Origin of the sequence: Acidianus brierleyi, assembly GCF_003201835.2 — an archaeon.
Lineage (GTDB): Archaea > Thermoproteota > Thermoprotei_A > Sulfolobales > Sulfolobaceae > Aramenus > Aramenus brierleyi.
Map to the genome: position 1 here is coordinate 2512278 of NZ_CP029289.2, position 16905 is coordinate 2529182.

General features: G+C 30.3%; 20 protein-coding genes. 9 read left to right on the forward strand and 11 right to left on the reverse strand.

The genetic code is table 11. From position 1 onward, the window contains the following. Window positions 1–17 precede the first annotated feature (17 nt). The gene (locus DFR85_RS29485; protein ID WP_110271362.1) at window positions 18–1112 is read right to left on the reverse strand and encodes an MFS transporter; all 1095 of its coding nucleotides are present in this window, start codon (window positions 1110–1112) and stop codon (window positions 18–20) included. A 420-nt stretch (window positions 1113–1532) separates the two neighbouring features. Between DFR85_RS29485 and DFR85_RS29490 the strand changes: the two genes are divergently transcribed. Further along, a complete protein-coding gene (locus tag DFR85_RS29490) occupies window positions 1533–1883 on the forward strand; it encodes a zinc-ribbon domain-containing protein (protein WP_110271363.1) in 351 nt (116 codons plus the stop codon). Between the two features lie 31 nt (window positions 1884–1914). Next, complete coding sequence (locus DFR85_RS29495; RefSeq protein ID WP_110271364.1) at window positions 1915–2649, forward strand: AIM24 family protein; 735 nt, start codon at window positions 1915–1917, stop codon at window positions 2647–2649. A gap of 12 nt (window positions 2650–2661) precedes the next feature. Here the strand turns inward: DFR85_RS29495 and msrA are convergent, their stop codons facing one another. Continuing rightward, window positions 2662–3186, reverse strand: coding sequence for a peptide-methionine (S)-S-oxide reductase MsrA (gene msrA, locus DFR85_RS29500; RefSeq protein WP_110271365.1), 525 nt, complete (start codon window positions 3184–3186; stop codon window positions 2662–2664). 524 nt (window positions 3187–3710) lie between these two features. Between msrA and DFR85_RS29505 the strand changes: the two genes are divergently transcribed. Both DFR85_RS29505 and DFR85_RS29510 read left to right on the forward strand, forming a co-directional pair. Next, window positions 3711–4898 carry a coiled-coil domain-containing protein gene (locus tag DFR85_RS29505; RefSeq protein WP_110271366.1) on the forward strand — a complete coding sequence of 396 codons (1188 nt, stop codon included), beginning with the start codon at window positions 3711–3713 and terminating at the stop codon, window positions 4896–4898. Between the two features lie 224 nt (window positions 4899–5122). Then, window positions 5123–6487 carry a cbb3-type cytochrome c oxidase subunit I gene (locus DFR85_RS29510; protein WP_110271367.1) on the forward strand — a complete coding sequence of 455 codons (1365 nt, stop codon included), beginning with the start codon at window positions 5123–5125 and terminating at the stop codon, window positions 6485–6487. Here DFR85_RS29510 and DFR85_RS29515 read toward each other — a convergent pair. Both DFR85_RS29515 and sso10a read right to left on the reverse strand, forming a co-directional pair. Next, window positions 6465–6773, reverse strand: coding sequence for a hypothetical protein (locus DFR85_RS29515; protein ID WP_110271368.1), 309 nt, complete (start codon window positions 6771–6773; stop codon window positions 6465–6467). The two genes, DFR85_RS29510 and DFR85_RS29515, sit on opposite strands and share 23 nt — an antisense overlap. A gap of 102 nt (window positions 6774–6875) precedes the next feature. Continuing rightward, window positions 6876–7253 (reverse strand): Sso10a family chromatin protein, encoded by a 378-nt coding sequence (gene sso10a, locus DFR85_RS29520; RefSeq protein WP_110271369.1) that lies wholly within the window; start codon window positions 7251–7253, stop codon window positions 6876–6878. Between the two features lie 468 nt (window positions 7254–7721). On the opposite strand from sso10a, the gene DFR85_RS29525 reads away from it, so the two are divergent. Then, window positions 7722–8516, forward strand: coding sequence for a hypothetical protein (locus DFR85_RS29525; protein ID WP_110271370.1), 795 nt, complete (start codon window positions 7722–7724; stop codon window positions 8514–8516). Between the two features lies 1 nt (window position 8517). Here DFR85_RS29525 and DFR85_RS29530 read toward each other — a convergent pair whose 3' ends face one another. Beyond that, window positions 8518–8862: a DUF2173 family protein gene (locus DFR85_RS29530; RefSeq protein ID WP_110271371.1), complete on the reverse strand. Its 345-nt coding sequence runs from the start codon at window positions 8860–8862 to the stop codon at window positions 8518–8520. A gap of 239 nt (window positions 8863–9101) precedes the next feature. On the opposite strand from DFR85_RS29530, the gene DFR85_RS29535 reads away from it, so the two are divergent. The 3 genes from DFR85_RS29535 (at window position 9102) to DFR85_RS32025 (ending at window position 10408) form a co-directional block, all read left to right on the forward strand. Beyond that, entirely contained in the window at window positions 9102–9503 is a 402-nt protein-coding gene (locus DFR85_RS29535; RefSeq protein ID WP_162582857.1) for a hypothetical protein, read from the forward strand. Between the two features lie 93 nt (window positions 9504–9596). Then, window positions 9597–9899, forward strand: a complete 303-nt coding sequence (locus tag DFR85_RS32020) for a winged helix-turn-helix domain-containing protein (protein WP_246252910.1) — start codon at window positions 9597–9599, stop codon at window positions 9897–9899. Window positions 9900–10018: 119 nt separating this feature from the next. Further along, the gene (locus tag DFR85_RS32025) at window positions 10019–10408 is read left to right on the forward strand and encodes a hypothetical protein (protein WP_246252911.1); all 390 of its coding nucleotides are present in this window, start codon (window positions 10019–10021) and stop codon (window positions 10406–10408) included. Here the strand turns inward: DFR85_RS32025 and DFR85_RS29545 are convergent. From DFR85_RS29545 to DFR85_RS29570, 6 genes are all read right to left on the reverse strand, one after another. After that, a complete protein-coding gene (locus DFR85_RS29545; RefSeq protein ID WP_110271373.1) occupies window positions 10405–10809 on the reverse strand; it encodes a hypothetical protein in 405 nt (134 codons plus the stop codon). The two genes, DFR85_RS32025 and DFR85_RS29545, sit on opposite strands and share 4 nt — an antisense overlap. 152 nt (window positions 10810–10961) lie before the next feature. Then, entirely contained in the window at window positions 10962–11183 is a 222-nt protein-coding gene (locus tag DFR85_RS29550; protein WP_110271374.1) for an SWIM zinc finger family protein, read from the reverse strand. 32 nt (window positions 11184–11215) lie between these two features. Beyond that, window positions 11216–12562 carry an ATP-binding protein gene (locus DFR85_RS29555; protein WP_110271919.1) on the reverse strand — a complete coding sequence of 449 codons (1347 nt, stop codon included), beginning with the start codon at window positions 12560–12562 and terminating at the stop codon, window positions 11216–11218. A gap of 1 nt (window position 12563) precedes the next feature. Continuing rightward, window positions 12564–13067 (reverse strand): hypothetical protein, encoded by a 504-nt coding sequence (locus tag DFR85_RS29560; RefSeq protein ID WP_110271375.1) that lies wholly within the window; start codon window positions 13065–13067, stop codon window positions 12564–12566. A 70-nt stretch (window positions 13068–13137) separates the two neighbouring features. Next, window positions 13138–13698 (reverse strand): hypothetical protein, encoded by a 561-nt coding sequence (locus DFR85_RS29565; RefSeq protein ID WP_110271376.1) that lies wholly within the window; start codon window positions 13696–13698, stop codon window positions 13138–13140. A 53-nt stretch (window positions 13699–13751) separates the two neighbouring features. Beyond that, entirely contained in the window at window positions 13752–15329 is a 1578-nt protein-coding gene (locus tag DFR85_RS29570; protein WP_110271377.1) for a B12-binding domain-containing radical SAM protein, read from the reverse strand. A 340-nt stretch (window positions 15330–15669) separates the two neighbouring features. Between DFR85_RS29570 and DFR85_RS29575 the strand changes: the two genes are divergently transcribed. Further along, the gene (locus tag DFR85_RS29575; protein ID WP_281351094.1) at window positions 15670–16503 is read left to right on the forward strand and encodes a DUF973 family protein; all 834 of its coding nucleotides are present in this window, start codon (window positions 15670–15672) and stop codon (window positions 16501–16503) included. The last annotated feature ends 402 nt before the right edge of the window (window positions 16504–16905 follow it).

Below are 16905 nucleotides of genomic sequence, written 5' to 3' on the forward strand. Positions count from 1 at the left end.
ACGTTTTATTTAACATTTTATATCAAGATTATTAAAAGAGATAATAAAGGGCCTATTATTAAACTATCTATTGCTAGCATGGGACTTCCTATGGATATTACTATGCCCACAAATAAAGGCGCTATCATAGATCCTATCTGAGATATGGCATTAGCAAACCCCATGGAAGTTCCAGCGTTTTCTTTCCCCATTATTTTTACGACTATTGAATCTGTAGGAGGTCTATACATAAAGGAAGATATTCCAAGTATAACACTGATTGGTATAAGGAGATACAGATCTCTTGTAAATGATATAATAATTATTGAAATAATAAAGAGAATTAATGAGGTTTTAACTAGTTTAATATCCTCCATAATTCTCGAAAGTCTTTCTGAGAGTATTATAGAAAGCACTTGGCCTATTGCGTATAATATAAATAGAATTTCGGAAAGTTTTTCAGGTACATTATCGTAGAGGACTAAAAAGGGAAATAGCCACGACGACGTTCCCCATGTACCCCATAACTCTCCAGCTCTTATAATCGAGACCTTACCTACTCTCTTATTTAGTATAACTTTTCTAGCACTCTCTGATTTACCAGATTTAACATTAAGAAATAACGATAAAAAAGACGTCAATATTAATCCTATGAATATACAGATATAGAAAAATTTCCAATAAATTAATATTATTCCAGAAAGAGTAGCTAAAATAAGTAAAACTATTGGAGCTGAACTTTCTAAGAGAGCTAAATATGGTGTTAATGGTCTTTCCAACAATGAAACTATTTTTACTGATGATGGGAAAAGTCCTGCTGTTAAAAGACCTTCAATAAAATACAATAAGTAAAGTTCATATATACTTTTTATAAATATGAAAAATGGTATAAAAATTCCTGAAAGTAATGCTGAAATAAATATTGATTTTTTTGGTCCTACCTTATCTATAAATATACCCCATAATATTGAACTACTTACGTAACCTACATAAAAAAGAAAGAGTACTGTTCCTATTTCAACTGAAGTCATACGAAGAACGTAAGCAAAAGTTACTGCAACAACTCCCCAACTTAATCTTAAGGCTAATTGAAGAAAGGTTGCGGTCCAGCTTAAACCTAAAGAAAATCTCATAAAAAATGAGTAGAATGAAGATTTTTAAATTTGTTTAAAGTTGGAAATACTTTGAAATGAAACATTAAGTTTTAGAACAAAACTTCTAATGTATTACAAAAAATGGTAAAAAGGTATTCGATCAACTAATTTTTCATTAATACTCTCATCTTCTAAATACTTTTTATGAATATATGAATTTAACAGTATAAATATTCATTAACGCTTACTTTTAGTAGGATAGTCTTTAAAAATTTTAAGATGAGATAAGTAACTAAAATTTTCTAGCGAACTCGTATGAAAAATTATAAAGTTAACATTCTCAATATGCTAATTGAAAAAACATAAATAATCATTATTTAGTCTTTGAGATATAGATTCAGTTATTAAAACAGACAATGTAGACTAAAAGTATAAATATATGTAGATTTAATGTATTATATGCAAACATGTCCCATGTGTGGAGCAAATCTGGTAGAAGGTTTAAGTTATTGTCAAGTATGTGGAGCAGACGTTAGTATATACGATCAAATATACCAGAGCATTCAAGGAGTTTCTCCATTTCAATCTCCAGGAAATCAACAAAATTTCCAACAACAAGACTTTTCACAGCAAGGTTTTCAACAGCAGAATTTCCCGCAACAAGACTTTCAGCAGAATTTCCAACAACAAAATCCCCAGTATCAGCAAGGAATTCCTTGTCCTAACTGCGGTTTTATGAATCCACCAGACGCTAAAGTTTGTGGAAATTGCGGACAAGAATTAAAAAAACACCATCATCATTTCTTCTAAATTTTTATATTTGAACTCACTTTTTATTAATATGCCAGAATACAGAATTCTTGGTTACGATATGCAACATGTAAGAGTATATTTAAACCAAGGTGAAATGGTTTACGGAGACGGAGGGCATTTAGTAGCAAAATCTCCTTCTATTCAAGTTAATTATGCAGCTCAAGGAGGAATAATAAAATCTTTTGAAAGAGAACTTACTGGCAGTAGATTCTTTATAATGCAAATAATAGGACCTGGGGTAGCAGAATTTTCTTCTTTTCTTCCAGGAAGAGTAGTAAAAGTAGATCTTCAAGGTAATGGAATAAGAGTAGAGCATAATTCTTTCCTTTTTGCAGAACAGGGAATTCAATATACAGCGGCATTAGATAAAATAACTGTAGGATGGTTAGGAGGAGAAGGATTACTGATGGAGCATTTTACTGGACAGGGATCTGTATTTATCCATGCTTTAGGAGGAGTTAGCAGTTACGTTTTAAATCAAGGTGAAGAAATGGAATTTGAGGCCGGACATGTATTAGCCTTCGATGATAATATGCAATATTCAATAACGAGGGCAGGAGGAATAAAAACAATGCTTTTTGGAGGACTTGAAAAGGAGGGAATGTTCTTTGTAAAACTTACTGGACCAGGTAGAGTATGGTTACATAACGTATCATTAGAACAGTTGATCTCTAAATTAAGATTAGTCGGTGGAGGCGGTGGTGGAGGTCCATCTCAAGGAACTCCTGACATAAATATTGGAGGATTCAACATAAATATATAAAAAATTATCTCTTTATGTTTTTATTTTATCAGGAAAATATTTTAGGAATTTAGTAATCTTTGGATCTATTATCACTCTACAATAAGGATAATTTCTATGCTTATCGTAAAAGTTATGATGATAATCCTCTGCCTCATAAAAAGCTTCAAAAGGCACAACTTCCGTAACTACTTTTTTCCCTATTTTCTTTTCTACTTCTCTTATTATTTCCTCTGCAATTTTTCTTTGCTCGTCATTATGATATAATATTATAGATCTATATTGTGAACCAACATCGTTACCTTGCCTGTTTGGAGTTGTAGGATCGTGAATAGAGAAGAAAATTTCCAAAATATCTCTAAAAGAAATAATATTAGGATCAAAAGTAATTTGGACTACTTCAGCATGTCCCGTTTTGTCCGTACATACATCCTCGTACGTTGGATTAGGCACTTTTCCTCCAGAATATCCTGGTTTAACCTCAATCACTCCCTTAACTCTAGAAAAAACTGCTTCAGTGCACCAGAAACATCCTCCGCCTAATGTTGCTTTTTCCATGAAAGATATATGAAGTAGCTAAAATTTAACTTAGTGTTAGAAAATTTAAAATAGTTGTTTTGAAAAGATTTACTATAAACCTTTGATGAAGTTTTTGGAAAACGAATATTGTTATCGTGAACTACCATGCCCTAACGGGCGTGGCTTCCTGCTTCAAAGCCGAGGCTTGCCAAAGGTAGAGGTCTCAGCTCCACAGGCACTAAGGGTCGTTCCGACCCCGAGCACTAATGTGAACCCACAGTATCCCAATATGGGACTGTTGAATGGAGCAGAGGCGTACCACATAGACCCTCGCTTTAACCAAGGCGTCTCAGTGACGCTTACTCCGTCAGTGACTGCCATTAAGAGAATATTTGAAAAATACGTATTTAAATGTAACCACAAAGGGGGCAATCCATCTCCACCCTTACGGATGGAGTCTTCCACCCCCTTTGAACCCCTTGTTCAGATAAAATACTATCGGTAAGGTATATTGACAATTTTCATCTTAAATATTTAAGAACCGCACTTCAGATTAATTATTTATGAGTGAGGATTTAATCAAGGCGCTAATCAACAACGACGAATTCAATAAGAAGATAGCTAGTATAGTCTATGAAAAAATTAGAAACGATGTTATATTGAATAAATTTGATGATATATATAAAATATTAAATGAGCTAACTAAATCTGTCCAAAAGAACACTGATCATATAATCCTTATATGGGAGAAAATGGATCAAACTGATAAGACTATTAATAACATTATACAATCAATTAAGGATAACACTAACGCTATAAAGGAGATGCAAAATGAGGTAAGAACGTTAAATATTACAACACAAAAACATACTGAAGCTATAGAGTCTCTTCAGAAAAATATTGATTCACATACGAAAGCAATAGAGACAATGCAGAAAACGTTAGAAAAGCACAGTGAAATCATCGAAACACATACGAAAGCAATAGAGACAATGCAGAAAACGTTAGAAAAGCACAGTGAAATCATCGAAACACATACGAAAGCAATAGAGACAATGCAGAAAACGTTAGAAAAGCACAGTGAAATCATCGAAACACATACGAAAGCAATAGAGACAATGCAGAAAACGTTAGAAAAGCACAGTGAAATCATCGAAACACATACGAAAGCAATAGAGACAATGCAGAAAACGTTAGAAAAGCACAGTGAAATCATCGAAACACATACGAAAGCAATAGAGACAATGCAGAAAACGTTAGAAAAGCACAGTGAAATCATCGAAACACATACGAAAGCAATAGAAGAACAATCTAAGGCAATAGAGAAGTTACAAAATGCGATTTTTAGACTAAGTACAGAGATAGGTGCGTTTACTAATAGAGCAGGTAAAGGTCTAGAGAAAAGTATAATGAATATATATAGAGAAGCGTTAAAATTACATGGTATAGATCCTTCTAACGTTAAACATGGTAAAATAAAGGATACCCTAGGAATAATAGATAAGGATAAGGAGTTTGAAGTAGACTTTTATGAGACCGATGATTACGTCTATGTTTTTGAAGTTAAGAACTATGCAGATGAGGGAGTTTTAGAACAAATGAGAAATAGAATTAAATTGTTTTCCGCATTATATAAAAAGCCTATAAAATTCTATATTATATCTAACTTTATAGAAAAATCTGTAAAAGAAGAAGCAGAAAAAGAAGCAGCAATAATTATTACATCTCATGTTGTAGAAGACGAAGCATAAATTTTTCAACTTTATTTAAAGATTTATTTATAAAAATACCATTTAATATTTAAATTTCAATGATAATAGTTCTTATTTAGTATGAACTACACAATACTTGTATTGTATTTTATTATTTACAAGTTTTTAAATGATTAAACTATTATATTTATTTATGGTAACATGCATAATTTTATCAATTTTATTTAATTTATTTTTTATATTTAATTATATGAGGTGATGATATGAACGTAAGATCCTCAACCTTATATTTTATTGGAGCAATTTCATGGTTAGTCATTACTGGTTTAGGTGCTATGAATCTTAGAACTTACTTATTGAATGAAGGATCGATAAAATTTGACGAAATATATTACTTCATGCTAACTTTACATGGAGATTCTGGAATGATAGCCTTTGTTTCTTTCTCATCTCTTGCAATTTCGATATTTCTAATTGAAAAATATTACAGTCTAAATTATAAAATTCTTAATAGTTTGTTTATAATAGCAAATATTGGAATTATAATATACTTCTTAGGAGGCCCAATAATAGGATGGTATATGCTTTACCCTCTTTCTACACAATCATTCAATTTTATAGGTATTTACGGTAAATATTTTTGGATAAGCTATTTAGGAATATTTATATATTGTATATCAATAGAGACATGCTCAGTATATCTTTGGAAAAAATCAAATAATTTAATATTTATTACACTTTCGCTAATGATTTTCTCAATACCATTTCTCGGAGCCACAATGATACTTTATATTCTAAGTATTGTAAAAGGAATTTCTGTATCCCCTATAATTACCTCGTTCACGTTTTGGGAATATGGTTCACCCGATACTTATTTTCTCACTTTTTCAGTATTCGCATTACTCTACTATATCTTTAAACCTTTTTCAACAAAATGGACATTGTGGTCAAAATATCCTCTCATGATATTGCCCTTTCTTATATTTGCTAACCATCTTCAAACATGGCCTATAAATCCGATAGTAAGAGAAGCTTCGGATTTCTTTACAATAATTCTTACAGGATTTCTTGCAATTTTATTTTTTAACTTAATTATTCCATTATTTAAAACTACAATAAATTCTACAATAGAGTTTTTAGGAGTTATTACATTAGGCGGATTTTTAATTTCGTCAATATTCTCCATAATATTACCATTTAATTTCTTTGATCCTATATTTCACAATACTTATTATGTTGTAGGAAGTTTTCACTCAATAATATGGAACTTCTTAATAACAGGATTCTTCTTGGGATTCTATATCTTTACAACTAATCTTGAAGAGAAGAAAGAATTAAAGAACGAGAACGTAATTTTAAAGACTTCACTAATAACATGGTTAATTTCATCAACAATATTAAGCTATTTAATGATGTACTCTGGTTATGAAGGGTTAATAAGGAGAGAAGTCATTTTCCCTTCTAAATTCTTGCCATCAATGGATTTAATGACAGCGTTTGCGTTTATTGCAGTCACTGCAATAAGTTTGGCTTTTTCTATTGAACTTTCAAAATTAATAAGTGTTAAGATTAAAAAAATAGAATATAAAAAATTCCAAGCAAAAATTATGAATAAAATCCGTCATTGATTTTTCGTTCTATTTCTCCCAGAAGTTTAGAATTTATCCATGCTCTTCCAAAAGCACCTATATTTTCCTCATCTATAGTAACTAAAACATTATTTGGATCTCCTCTAACTCTTACTAAAATTATCTCCTCTTTATGGAAATGTCCTCTCTTTATCCCTTTTATCATAAAATCGGTTGGTTGATTTTGATTTAACGTAATTTCCCAATCTTCGTCTTTTAATGAGTTTTGAATATCTTGAACTAAGTTTTGAATATTTATATTTCTATCAATAAATTCCCTTTCCATAACTACATTACATGAAATTTAAATATAAAATTTTCGTAACATATTTACAGTTCTCGAAGTTTAAAACTATTTTCTAAATATAAAAAATAAAATTGTTTTATCTTATATTTTTCCCACAAAAAGCGTGTCAAGCTCCTTTTTAATATTTTCGAATTCTGTCATACACCTTATATATTCTTTATATTTAGTGATATATTCTCTTCCTTTTTCAGTTAAATAATACTCATCTCCTCTCAAAGTTATATAATTCAATTTCTCAAGTTTACTTAAATATTTTGTAAATATGCCATAGTTTAAATTGGCTGCATACATGAGTTTAGTTTTTTTCTTTCCGTCACAATTCTTTAATATAGAAAACATAACCTCATAACAATCTCTCTTCTTTCTTATCTCGTTATGAGCATAAGAATCGTAATATTTCGCTCCTCTATTTATTAAAACGGAGGAAATCTCTTGGACTTTCGGCTCCTTTTCCCTCATTTTTCCACCATTCTCGACAAGTATTATTTACCTTTACGTTATATAGCTTTGTTTAACAAATTATAGAAATAAATTTTAAATTATACATTTTCAAAAAAATCATGTAATTTATTATTTAAAATCCAATTATATGATAGACCCCGTACTTGTGAACTCCTCCTACGGCGATTTTCACGAACAACACTCCTAAACAAGAAGACAAGCTTTACAAGAGTGAGACTAAGAAGACTAGGTATAGGGGAGGAGGTGGTGAAGGCCCTCAAGTTGACCCCAATCAAGTAGTTCCTTCGGCTCTTCAAGCTATCGCCTAGCCATGTTAGAGGCAAAGCATGTGGAGCCTATCCATCTCCACGGATGGAGTCTTTCGCCTCGTTTGAACCCCCTGTTAAGATAAAAAAAGTAAAATAAGTTAAAATTTTTATTTTATCTGTAAAATAAGTTTTTTTAACTATAACAACATATTTAATTATGAACAAAAAGGAAGGAGAGTTAATAATACAATTATTTAGAAATCCTTTACAGTCCTATAGAAGTATAGCAAAAGAAATTGATGTATCAAACTCCCTCATAACTTACATGTTAAGAAGATCTTATTATTCTCCTATAACTAAAGATTTAGTTTTGAGCATTACTCCAAATTTTTTTAACCTTTACAAATCAACAATAGTCTTCAAAGAAGACCCGGGAAATATACCTTATTCCTTAAAATTTAAAGGAGATAATAATACTTTTGTCATGATTTATGGAAAAAATTCTAATAATATTACAGAAATTTTAAAATCACAAGGACTTACTACATCGAACATTAACATGAGATATGACCCCGAACAACTAAAATTTAATTTTCTTTCTTTCCCTAAAAGGCTGATGGAATTATTGATAGCTGATCCAAACCAAGTTTTAGATTATAAAAAATTAGGAGAGAAAATGAATAGTCCTCCAGCTACCATAAGAAGGTATATAAATTATTTTATTAAAAATAATATCATACAATTTTTTCCAAAAATAAATATTGAAAAGAACAATATGTATCTGTTTACACTTATTACCCAAAATTTTCAATTATCGATGTCTTTATTAAGAAATTATTATACAATATTAAGACCGTTGGACAATTATGGACTAATACAAGGTATTATTTACGATGAGGAAGGGACTGCATTATTGGATAAATTAAAATCTTTAGATAAAAAAGTATATATTTCTATCCAATATAAATACGAGACTAATCAGACACCATTTATAAGATTTCTAAAAAAATAACTTAACTTTGTGAAACTTCCATTAAAGTCTTGAATATTTCATTAAAGTCTGCCTTCTGCATTTCTACAAATACTCCATAATTCCCCATTACACATACTGCGTAGTCTCCTGCTGCTACAGCCCATCCATGAAACGGAGTCCATTTCATTCCCGATAGTTTAGAAAAACCTTCTGCCTGCATTTTTCCCATTAATGTATTTGCTGCTACCATCATAGCTACCATTTCGGCTATATCCTTTGGTAAGTTTCCCTTATAGCTTACCAATTTTCCATCTATAGTATATTCTCCTGCAGCTACTGCTCCCTTTAAGCCCATCAGACGATCTAATTTATCCATATTTATCATTATTATAATGTATGTTTAGATTATATAAATTTTATGAATAAAAAATTTTCTCTACTTAGTATTGAATATTAAATTATTAAATCTTTATATTGATATCTTCCTTTCACGTTTCTATTATTATAAGTTAGTTAAACCCAGTTAAAGAAAGACAAAATTTAAAAACTATATTATTTAGTTAATTTTATACAATCGGATTTGACACTTTACATTTATATATCGTGACTATAATATTTTTTCCTATGAACCAAGAGATTATAAGAAGAAACCTTAATGATATTAAATCTTCAGGAATATTATTAGAAAAAATTCTCCCTAATATATATGTTAACAGATATAACATCTTTTCTGACATTTTTATAGTAAGCGAGAAAAAAGGAATGTATGTCCATTGTATGAAACATTGTATTAAAGGTACTGGTTGTGTCTTGTATGAAACAACTCTAAGTGAGAAAATTCCAGATATTATAAACAAGGAATTTATAGAAAAACTAGAACTTAAACCAATTTATATTAGTAAAAAAGCATTAATATCAATAAACACTTTGAGAGAAGCTTCAAATACTCTAAAGAAAGAAGAATTAAAAATAGCTTCAGAGAAAATAATTCAGAAAATTAATGAAGGATTATTTGACAATTTTTAACTTATACGTTATAATTGAATTTTTCTCTTGTCAATTCTTTGAAAACTTTTGTCAAAGAATACCCTTTTAAGGAATACTAAATTATCCTAAAATATGGACGATCTTACAAAAATAATTAAGGACAGAACAAGAAGAGAGATTTTACTTTATCTTCATAATAGAGGAAAAGCTACATATTCCGACATTCTTCATGATATGAAATTATCTACAGGAAAACTAAATTATCACTTAAAAGTTCTAGAACCATTCCTCTCGAAAGAAAACGAATACTATAAACTTAATGATAAGGGCAATCAATTAGCAGAAATAATCCTTAGTTTAGGAGATAACAAAAATTCCTCAGAAAAGTATTACCGCAATTCTTTGCTATTATTTCATTTATTCTCCTCATTATAAGTTCAGAGATTTTATATTCTTCTGGATTTTATATAATTTATTCTATTTCAATAATTACTTTATTAATATCTTCATTTCTAAATTATGTACAGGAAGAAGTTGAAGGTTTTGAAAATTTTATGATTTTATTAGCACTATTTTTCCCTTATGTCTTCTTCGTATTGAGGGGAAAAATTTTCAGTTTTTTACCATTATATTTAATTATAAGCCCTTATTATCATAATATTACATTTAGTTACTATATTAATGAACTAATACCTACAGCAGTATATTATTTTGGAGTACTCCCAAGATTTGTGAACTACAACGTAAGGTTGATGAGTATAGTTTGGGGAATAATTTTAATTGCAGATTCTTTATCTGGATTTATTGATTTGACTCCTTTATTACTTGGACTATCTATTCTTGTAAATAAGGAATCAACATATAATTATAAATTGTTTTTATTAATTACCATAGTGTTAATAATTTCAGCTACGTTATTTAAAATATTTATTCTACAGTATTAATCTGGGTTTATGCTATAAAAATCAGTATTTTCTAATAGTATTCCCCTAGGTATTTTAGCAAATAGATATCTTAAGAACGGTAATGAGGAATAAGAAAGCTCTATATATTTATTTCCATCTATAAATAGTTCTATCTTATTTCTATAATGATCTACATAAGCTATAAAATTAGAGAATTTTAATAAATGGACTAAATCCACGACTGTTTTATCTCCTACAAGTAAGTGTCCAAAATTCTCTGTAAAATAGTCTAGGTCTACTTCTTCTACATCATAAACTATCATAGGTCTAGAAAATCTTATATTAATTCCTTCAAGGTCTTCTAATTGCCTTACTTCCCTTACTTTTCCATCGTAAATAAATTTCTTATCTTTAGTTAGAAACAGAACCTTGAAAGCCATAAAATTTATGTGGATTTGGTATAATTTATAGTTTTCTTATGAAGATTATTAATAAGATATGAATATAGTCATTACAAATTAATATATATACTATATATAGTCTATAGAAACTATATAGATCTAACAAAGTATTTTCGTCATATCATTTGCGTTTACTGTATTTTTTTATTACATCTTATTTTTCTCATGCAAATCTTTATATGTTTACAATTTCCTCTAATGGCGAAACCTTTGCAACTACAACTTGCTTTAACATATTTTCCAAGTTCTATCCTAACTATGTAACTCTTTAAAGGATTTTTCTCACTATTTATTGCAAACAAGTAAATTCTTGAATCCATATAATTTCTTTTAATTATGAGATATGGATACATACATTAAAAGTAAAGATTTTAAAAAATCAGACTTACCCGATATTATTTACAGTCTCATTGCCAGTTTTTTGTACAAAAGACAACGTGAACTCCTTAATTTTTTCTTCAAGTATTTCCGAATCTCCATGAAGTATTCTTATAGCTTCTAATGTAGGCACTTCTATTTTAGTTACTTTAGACTCATCTACTTTCAGTTTCATAGAATTTGTAATAACGAACCTATTGCCTACAATGTACTCTTTTTTATCATGCTCCACTTTTTCCAATTGTGATAATAATTTTATATCTTCGTCTTCTTCCTTATCGTCATTCATCAATTTTACAATTCCTACAAATGCTAAGTCGTCCTTTATAAAGAATATTCCAGCTACAATGTATTTCCCTTTAACTTCTATCCTTTTACCTCTTAAATGCACATAAGATAATCCTAATTCTTTCGACATTGAGCTAAGGCCTTCTCTAATAAACTTCTCTAAATTCTTAGACTCATCGTCAGGATTCTTTAATGTATGTGAACTCCTTAACTTTTCTTTTATGCATTCTGCATTATCACCGCATTCTTTATCAAATTTTTCTATCTGCGATTTAATAAACTGTAATATAGAGCTAACAGTATTTAATTCCCTTCCCTTCCACATTGAAAGTACTATTGGAAATATCTCTTCGCTTATAGGATTACAATAAGCGTCTACTATTTCTTTTATATCTTCTGGGGTGAGGGCACTATCGAGGGATATTCTACTTTCGTCCAATCTCCTCCTTATTGCAAGATCTGTAACCTTACTATAAGAATCTGTAGGTATTGCCATTATAACTGGTATTCCCAACCCTGCATTTATTAATCTATGAATTTTAGGAATGTGACTTTCTCTTACTTCGTCAATAAGTAACGCAACTTTAGTTATTCCGTTAAGGTCGGAAAGTAAGTTCAACATCCCGTCAAAGTCCTTATTATAGGAAAGGCAATAAATCCTCAAATATTTATCGTCGTATTTATCGCATACTTTTACTAACCAATCTTCAAGTTTAGTTCCAGTAATTTTTTTCCAAAATGAATACCCGAATTTCTTCCTATTCTCATTTAAATAGTTAAAAGTTAATTCCTTCAAGTTATATGGACTGATTTTACTCCAAAATTCTTCCTCTATTTCACCCTTACTAGCTAGATCTAGGTAAAAGGACAACTCACTTACATTTTCTTGAGTTTTCTTTAATATTGTAGTTTTACCCATTCCAGGCTGTCCTATTATAGAAGCTACATCATTGTTCTTTATAGCATCCAGAGTTTTTTGCAAATATTTTGTATAAGTAGGACCTACCAAAATAACGTTCTTACTGTTCCATGTTGTCACTGTAACTTTCGGTATATTACATAACATTTCATTCACCCCTTCTCTTAATTATACCATATATGGAACCTTTCCTAACATAACCTTCCTCTCCACCAGCAATAAAATCGTAATTATCTTCAATATGGCGCTTTAATTTAGAATAAAACTCTTCCTTGTCCATGCCCAATTCTATCCTAATTGCCTGCAAATGTGCATATCCTAGATTATCCTTAACCTTGTCATATACAGCATCAAAAGTATCTTCACTAATTTTCTTTTTTTCTGAAATATATTCTTGTAATTTCCTTATTTCGTCTTTAATTTCTCTTATTTCGTTTAATATTATGTCAGTCTTATCTATCTCTAGAATTTCGTATGCTTTACCTCCTCCACTTTCAATTTTTCTAATTTTACCACTTTTTTCCATTTTTTCTAGTACGTTGAGAAGTTCTTCTCCGTCACACTTTAATTTCCTCTTAATTTTCGAAAAAGCTACTGGTTTACCGTCGTAAAGTTCCTTTAATGTAGCAATAATCTCATCCTCTGAAAGCATGTCCTATATCTTTATTCAAATCCTTTAAATACCATAAGATAAGTAATACTTTAGATTTTTTATGAAAAAATTATTTTAACTTTATTATACCATACAGATTTCCTTTTCTCGTTAACCCTTCTTCTCCTCCAGGATATAGCTGATATTTACTTTCTATATATTCCCCATACGTAGAATAGAAGGCTTCTTTAGTTAATCCCATTTCGATTCTTATTGCGGAAAGTTTAGAATATCCGTCTGAATCCTTAGTCTTTCCGTAAATCTCGTCAAATTTCTTTGAATCTACAGTATTCTCCTTTAAGAGTATTTTTCTTATATCTTGAATATAATTTATGATATCTGAAAACATTTCATTTATCTTTGGTTCATCAATTTTGTTTTCTTTAACCTCAAGCTTATTCTCCTCATGATCCTCGTTATTCTCTTGTTTAACGTAATACAGTATAGAATTACCAGATTTTTCCTTAATTAATTTCCCTTCTTTTACTAACTCTTCTAAAAAGTCGTCTACTTGTTTACTTCTTCCTATTTTATCCTTAATTCTCGTCTTCGGTACTTTATCTATACCTTCCTTCTGTAATTGAATTATAATGTTTAAAATATCTTCTTTAGAAATAGTTTTAGCCATCATGAATAGTTAGCTTATATTAAAAAACTTAAAAAAGAGTAGGTTAAATATTATATTTACTGCGGTTTTGCTGACAATCTTATTAACCAATAAATAGCTTTTATAATTCCTACGGTGTTATTTAAATTTATTTTAGAGAATGTCTTAGAATATTCCCCTTTTGTTTCTTTAAGATTCCTGAATATATCGTCAATACTTGAAAATGTTTTATTAATCATCGTTTTCACCACGTTTCTTACAAATTTATTTCTAATTCCTCCTGTAAGTATTGGAATCAAATCCCTAGTTACCTTAAAATTATAATTCCAAGACATATAAAGTAGATCCCAATAGCCCTCAGGCAATGTCTCAGGTTTAGGATATGGGTTTTTAGAAATGTACGAAGTAGATATTGGAATAACGGGTAAAGGAAAGACCCAAGCAGTAAATTTATGATCAATAATTGACTGAACCAAATCCATACTCTCTCTAACGTCCTCCTCAGTTTCTTCTGGATATCCAATAGTCATAGTATAGCAAGGATATATGTAATAATTATTCATAATACCAGTAGCGTCAATAATTATATTCTTCCAATCCTTAGGAGTCCAAGGGAAAGCTTTAGCGGACATATATTTCTCAAATATTTTTTGACTGCCTGTTTCCAATCCAACTACTGGAGCTGCAGCTCTATCCACATCATACCTTGTTATTTCAGAAATAGCCTTAACTGTCTTAGGACTCTCCCTTACAGCTGGAGCAGAAATATGTGGAAACCATATACCGTCTACGCCCATTGCCATGACTTCTGAAAACAGTTTAACTATAGCCTCATGATTAGTCCTTAACTTTGAGGAACCATAAAGCATTACATCGTCAGTTATGAACTCAACTCTCCTCCATCCACCTTTAATATTAACCTCAACTTCCTTCTTAATTACGTCTATAGGTATAGATCTAAAACTCTCTGGAGTTATAGAACAGAATTTACATCCTCTAGGGCACCCCCTCGTAATCTGAACTTCTCCTAGCCTAGCTGGATTCTTAATAGGCGGTATATCATCTACTTTAGGATCCTTTCCCCTTACTACCTGAGGAACGTCTTCGTTCTCTATCATTCCTTTAATAACTTTTGGTAAATCTACTTCTGCGTCCCTTAAAAATACTACATCTATCCATTCCGGTTTCCTTAAACTTAATTCCCAAGCTCCTGGGCCTCCAGCTATAACCTTAAAATTAAACTTTCCTTTAAGGTCAGAGATCTTTTGCCCTAGTTCATCGAAAAATTGAGCCGTCCATGTTGGTCCTCCACCAAAAAGAAAACTAAGCTTCGCACTCACTGGATTCAGTCCAAAAGGATCATGAACAGTAATTCCTAGAATTCTCGTCTTTCCTGCAAATTTTTCTATTTTTTCTGGAGGAATAACTGCTACATTAAATCCTGATTCTGAAAGGAGAGATTCTATTTTCCTTAGTGCGTAAGGAGCATATAACGCTTTTCCTTCCTTATCCGTCTTTACTTTAGGAGTGAAGAATTTATCCATGAAGAATCTTGGTACTAACCTAGACGGCATACAGGCTACATATCCTAGGACACTGGATCCACCGTAATCCGTGAAAGATCCTCTATCTGCTGAGAGGATTACGTCATACATAATGTAAAAATAGATATATCTAAAAAATAAACGTTTCTATAAAAAGTGTTTAAACTACGATTGAAGAAAAATTTTTAAATTCAGTAGATTGAGAACGTATTTTATAATTTTTAAAAAAGTTCGATTACGAAATAACTCGTTTTCCAACATCGTTAAGATTTTAAAAGCAATAAATCATTTTACTTATCTATAATTAGGTTCACTAAAGAATTTGTATTCCCATAAATTTATTTAGCAAATTATATTTCTTAATGAAAAAGATTATCAAAAAGTTTTTAAGCTAAAAAATATTTCAATTATATATGAGTTTTACTCAAATCCTCAAAATGAAATACAAGGGATAGAAAATCTTAGAAACGGATCGCTTTACTTAATAATATCAGCATTATTGTTTATTGTAGGAGACTTTATAATATTTACTGTACTTGGAGCTATTGTAGTATATATAATATCATTTGTATTTGTATTCCTAGCATATTCTAGACTTAGAGCAGGATTCGGAATATTGCAAAGTAATGGAAAAAATACCGGTTTAGGAAGAACTGGAGCCACTTTACTGTTAGTAGGTATGATATTGGACGTTATCGGCGCAATACTCCTATTAGTGTTCGTGGGCATAGCGTTCTTAGCAATAGGTGCAATAATAGTAATTATAGGAGAAATACTAGTAGGAATAGGATTATATAATACAGGAAATGCATATAATGACGGCTTACTTAAAATAGGAGGTATATTAGTAGCAATCATCGTAACGGCTTTCATAGGTTACATTTTAGCATACGTAAGTTTAGGTGGTATATTAGATAAGCTCAAGAGTGGGTCTTTCGTACCTTCACCAACTTATAGTCAACCAGGTACGCAATATCCTGGAACACAACCAACGTTCTCCCAACCAAGCAATATATACCAAATAGGTACCGGCAATTTAAAGGCCAACGGAGAAGCTTACGTAGCAATTTATTCCCCTACTCCTATTCAAATAGTTTCAGCAGAAATAGTAGGAACATCGATGATAAGCTCATCTATAACTCCAAATCTTCTATCGCCTGGAAGCAATAATGTTACGATAAACTTCGGAACAATAACTGGATTATTGCCAAATAACACATATACAATAAAACTTACTTTAGCAAATGGACAGACTATTGATACTATTGTTGCCTATCAACCATAATGTCAATAACTAACACAAATACTATGTTTCGCAAATACCCATAAATCTAAATTATGCTCATTTTTTAACTATAATAACTATTTTTATGGAAGCTATAGTTATACTATGAATTCTAATTCCTTTCTTATTCCCCAAATCAGTAAAACATTCCATAATCTACTTCAACATTAAAAACTTAAGAAATCCCTAGAACTATTATTTCTTTTAACTCCACTTTATTCCTATTTATAAGAACTGTAATATCCCAAAGATTTTTACAGAAATCATGCACTAATTTTAGGAATAGCTACTTTTTTTAAAAAAAAATGAATCATCCAGATTCTTTAATTTTAGGTTTATGGGACTCAATAGTTCTAGGAGAATTCATTTTTAATTAGGATATATGTTACCAATCAGTCTATC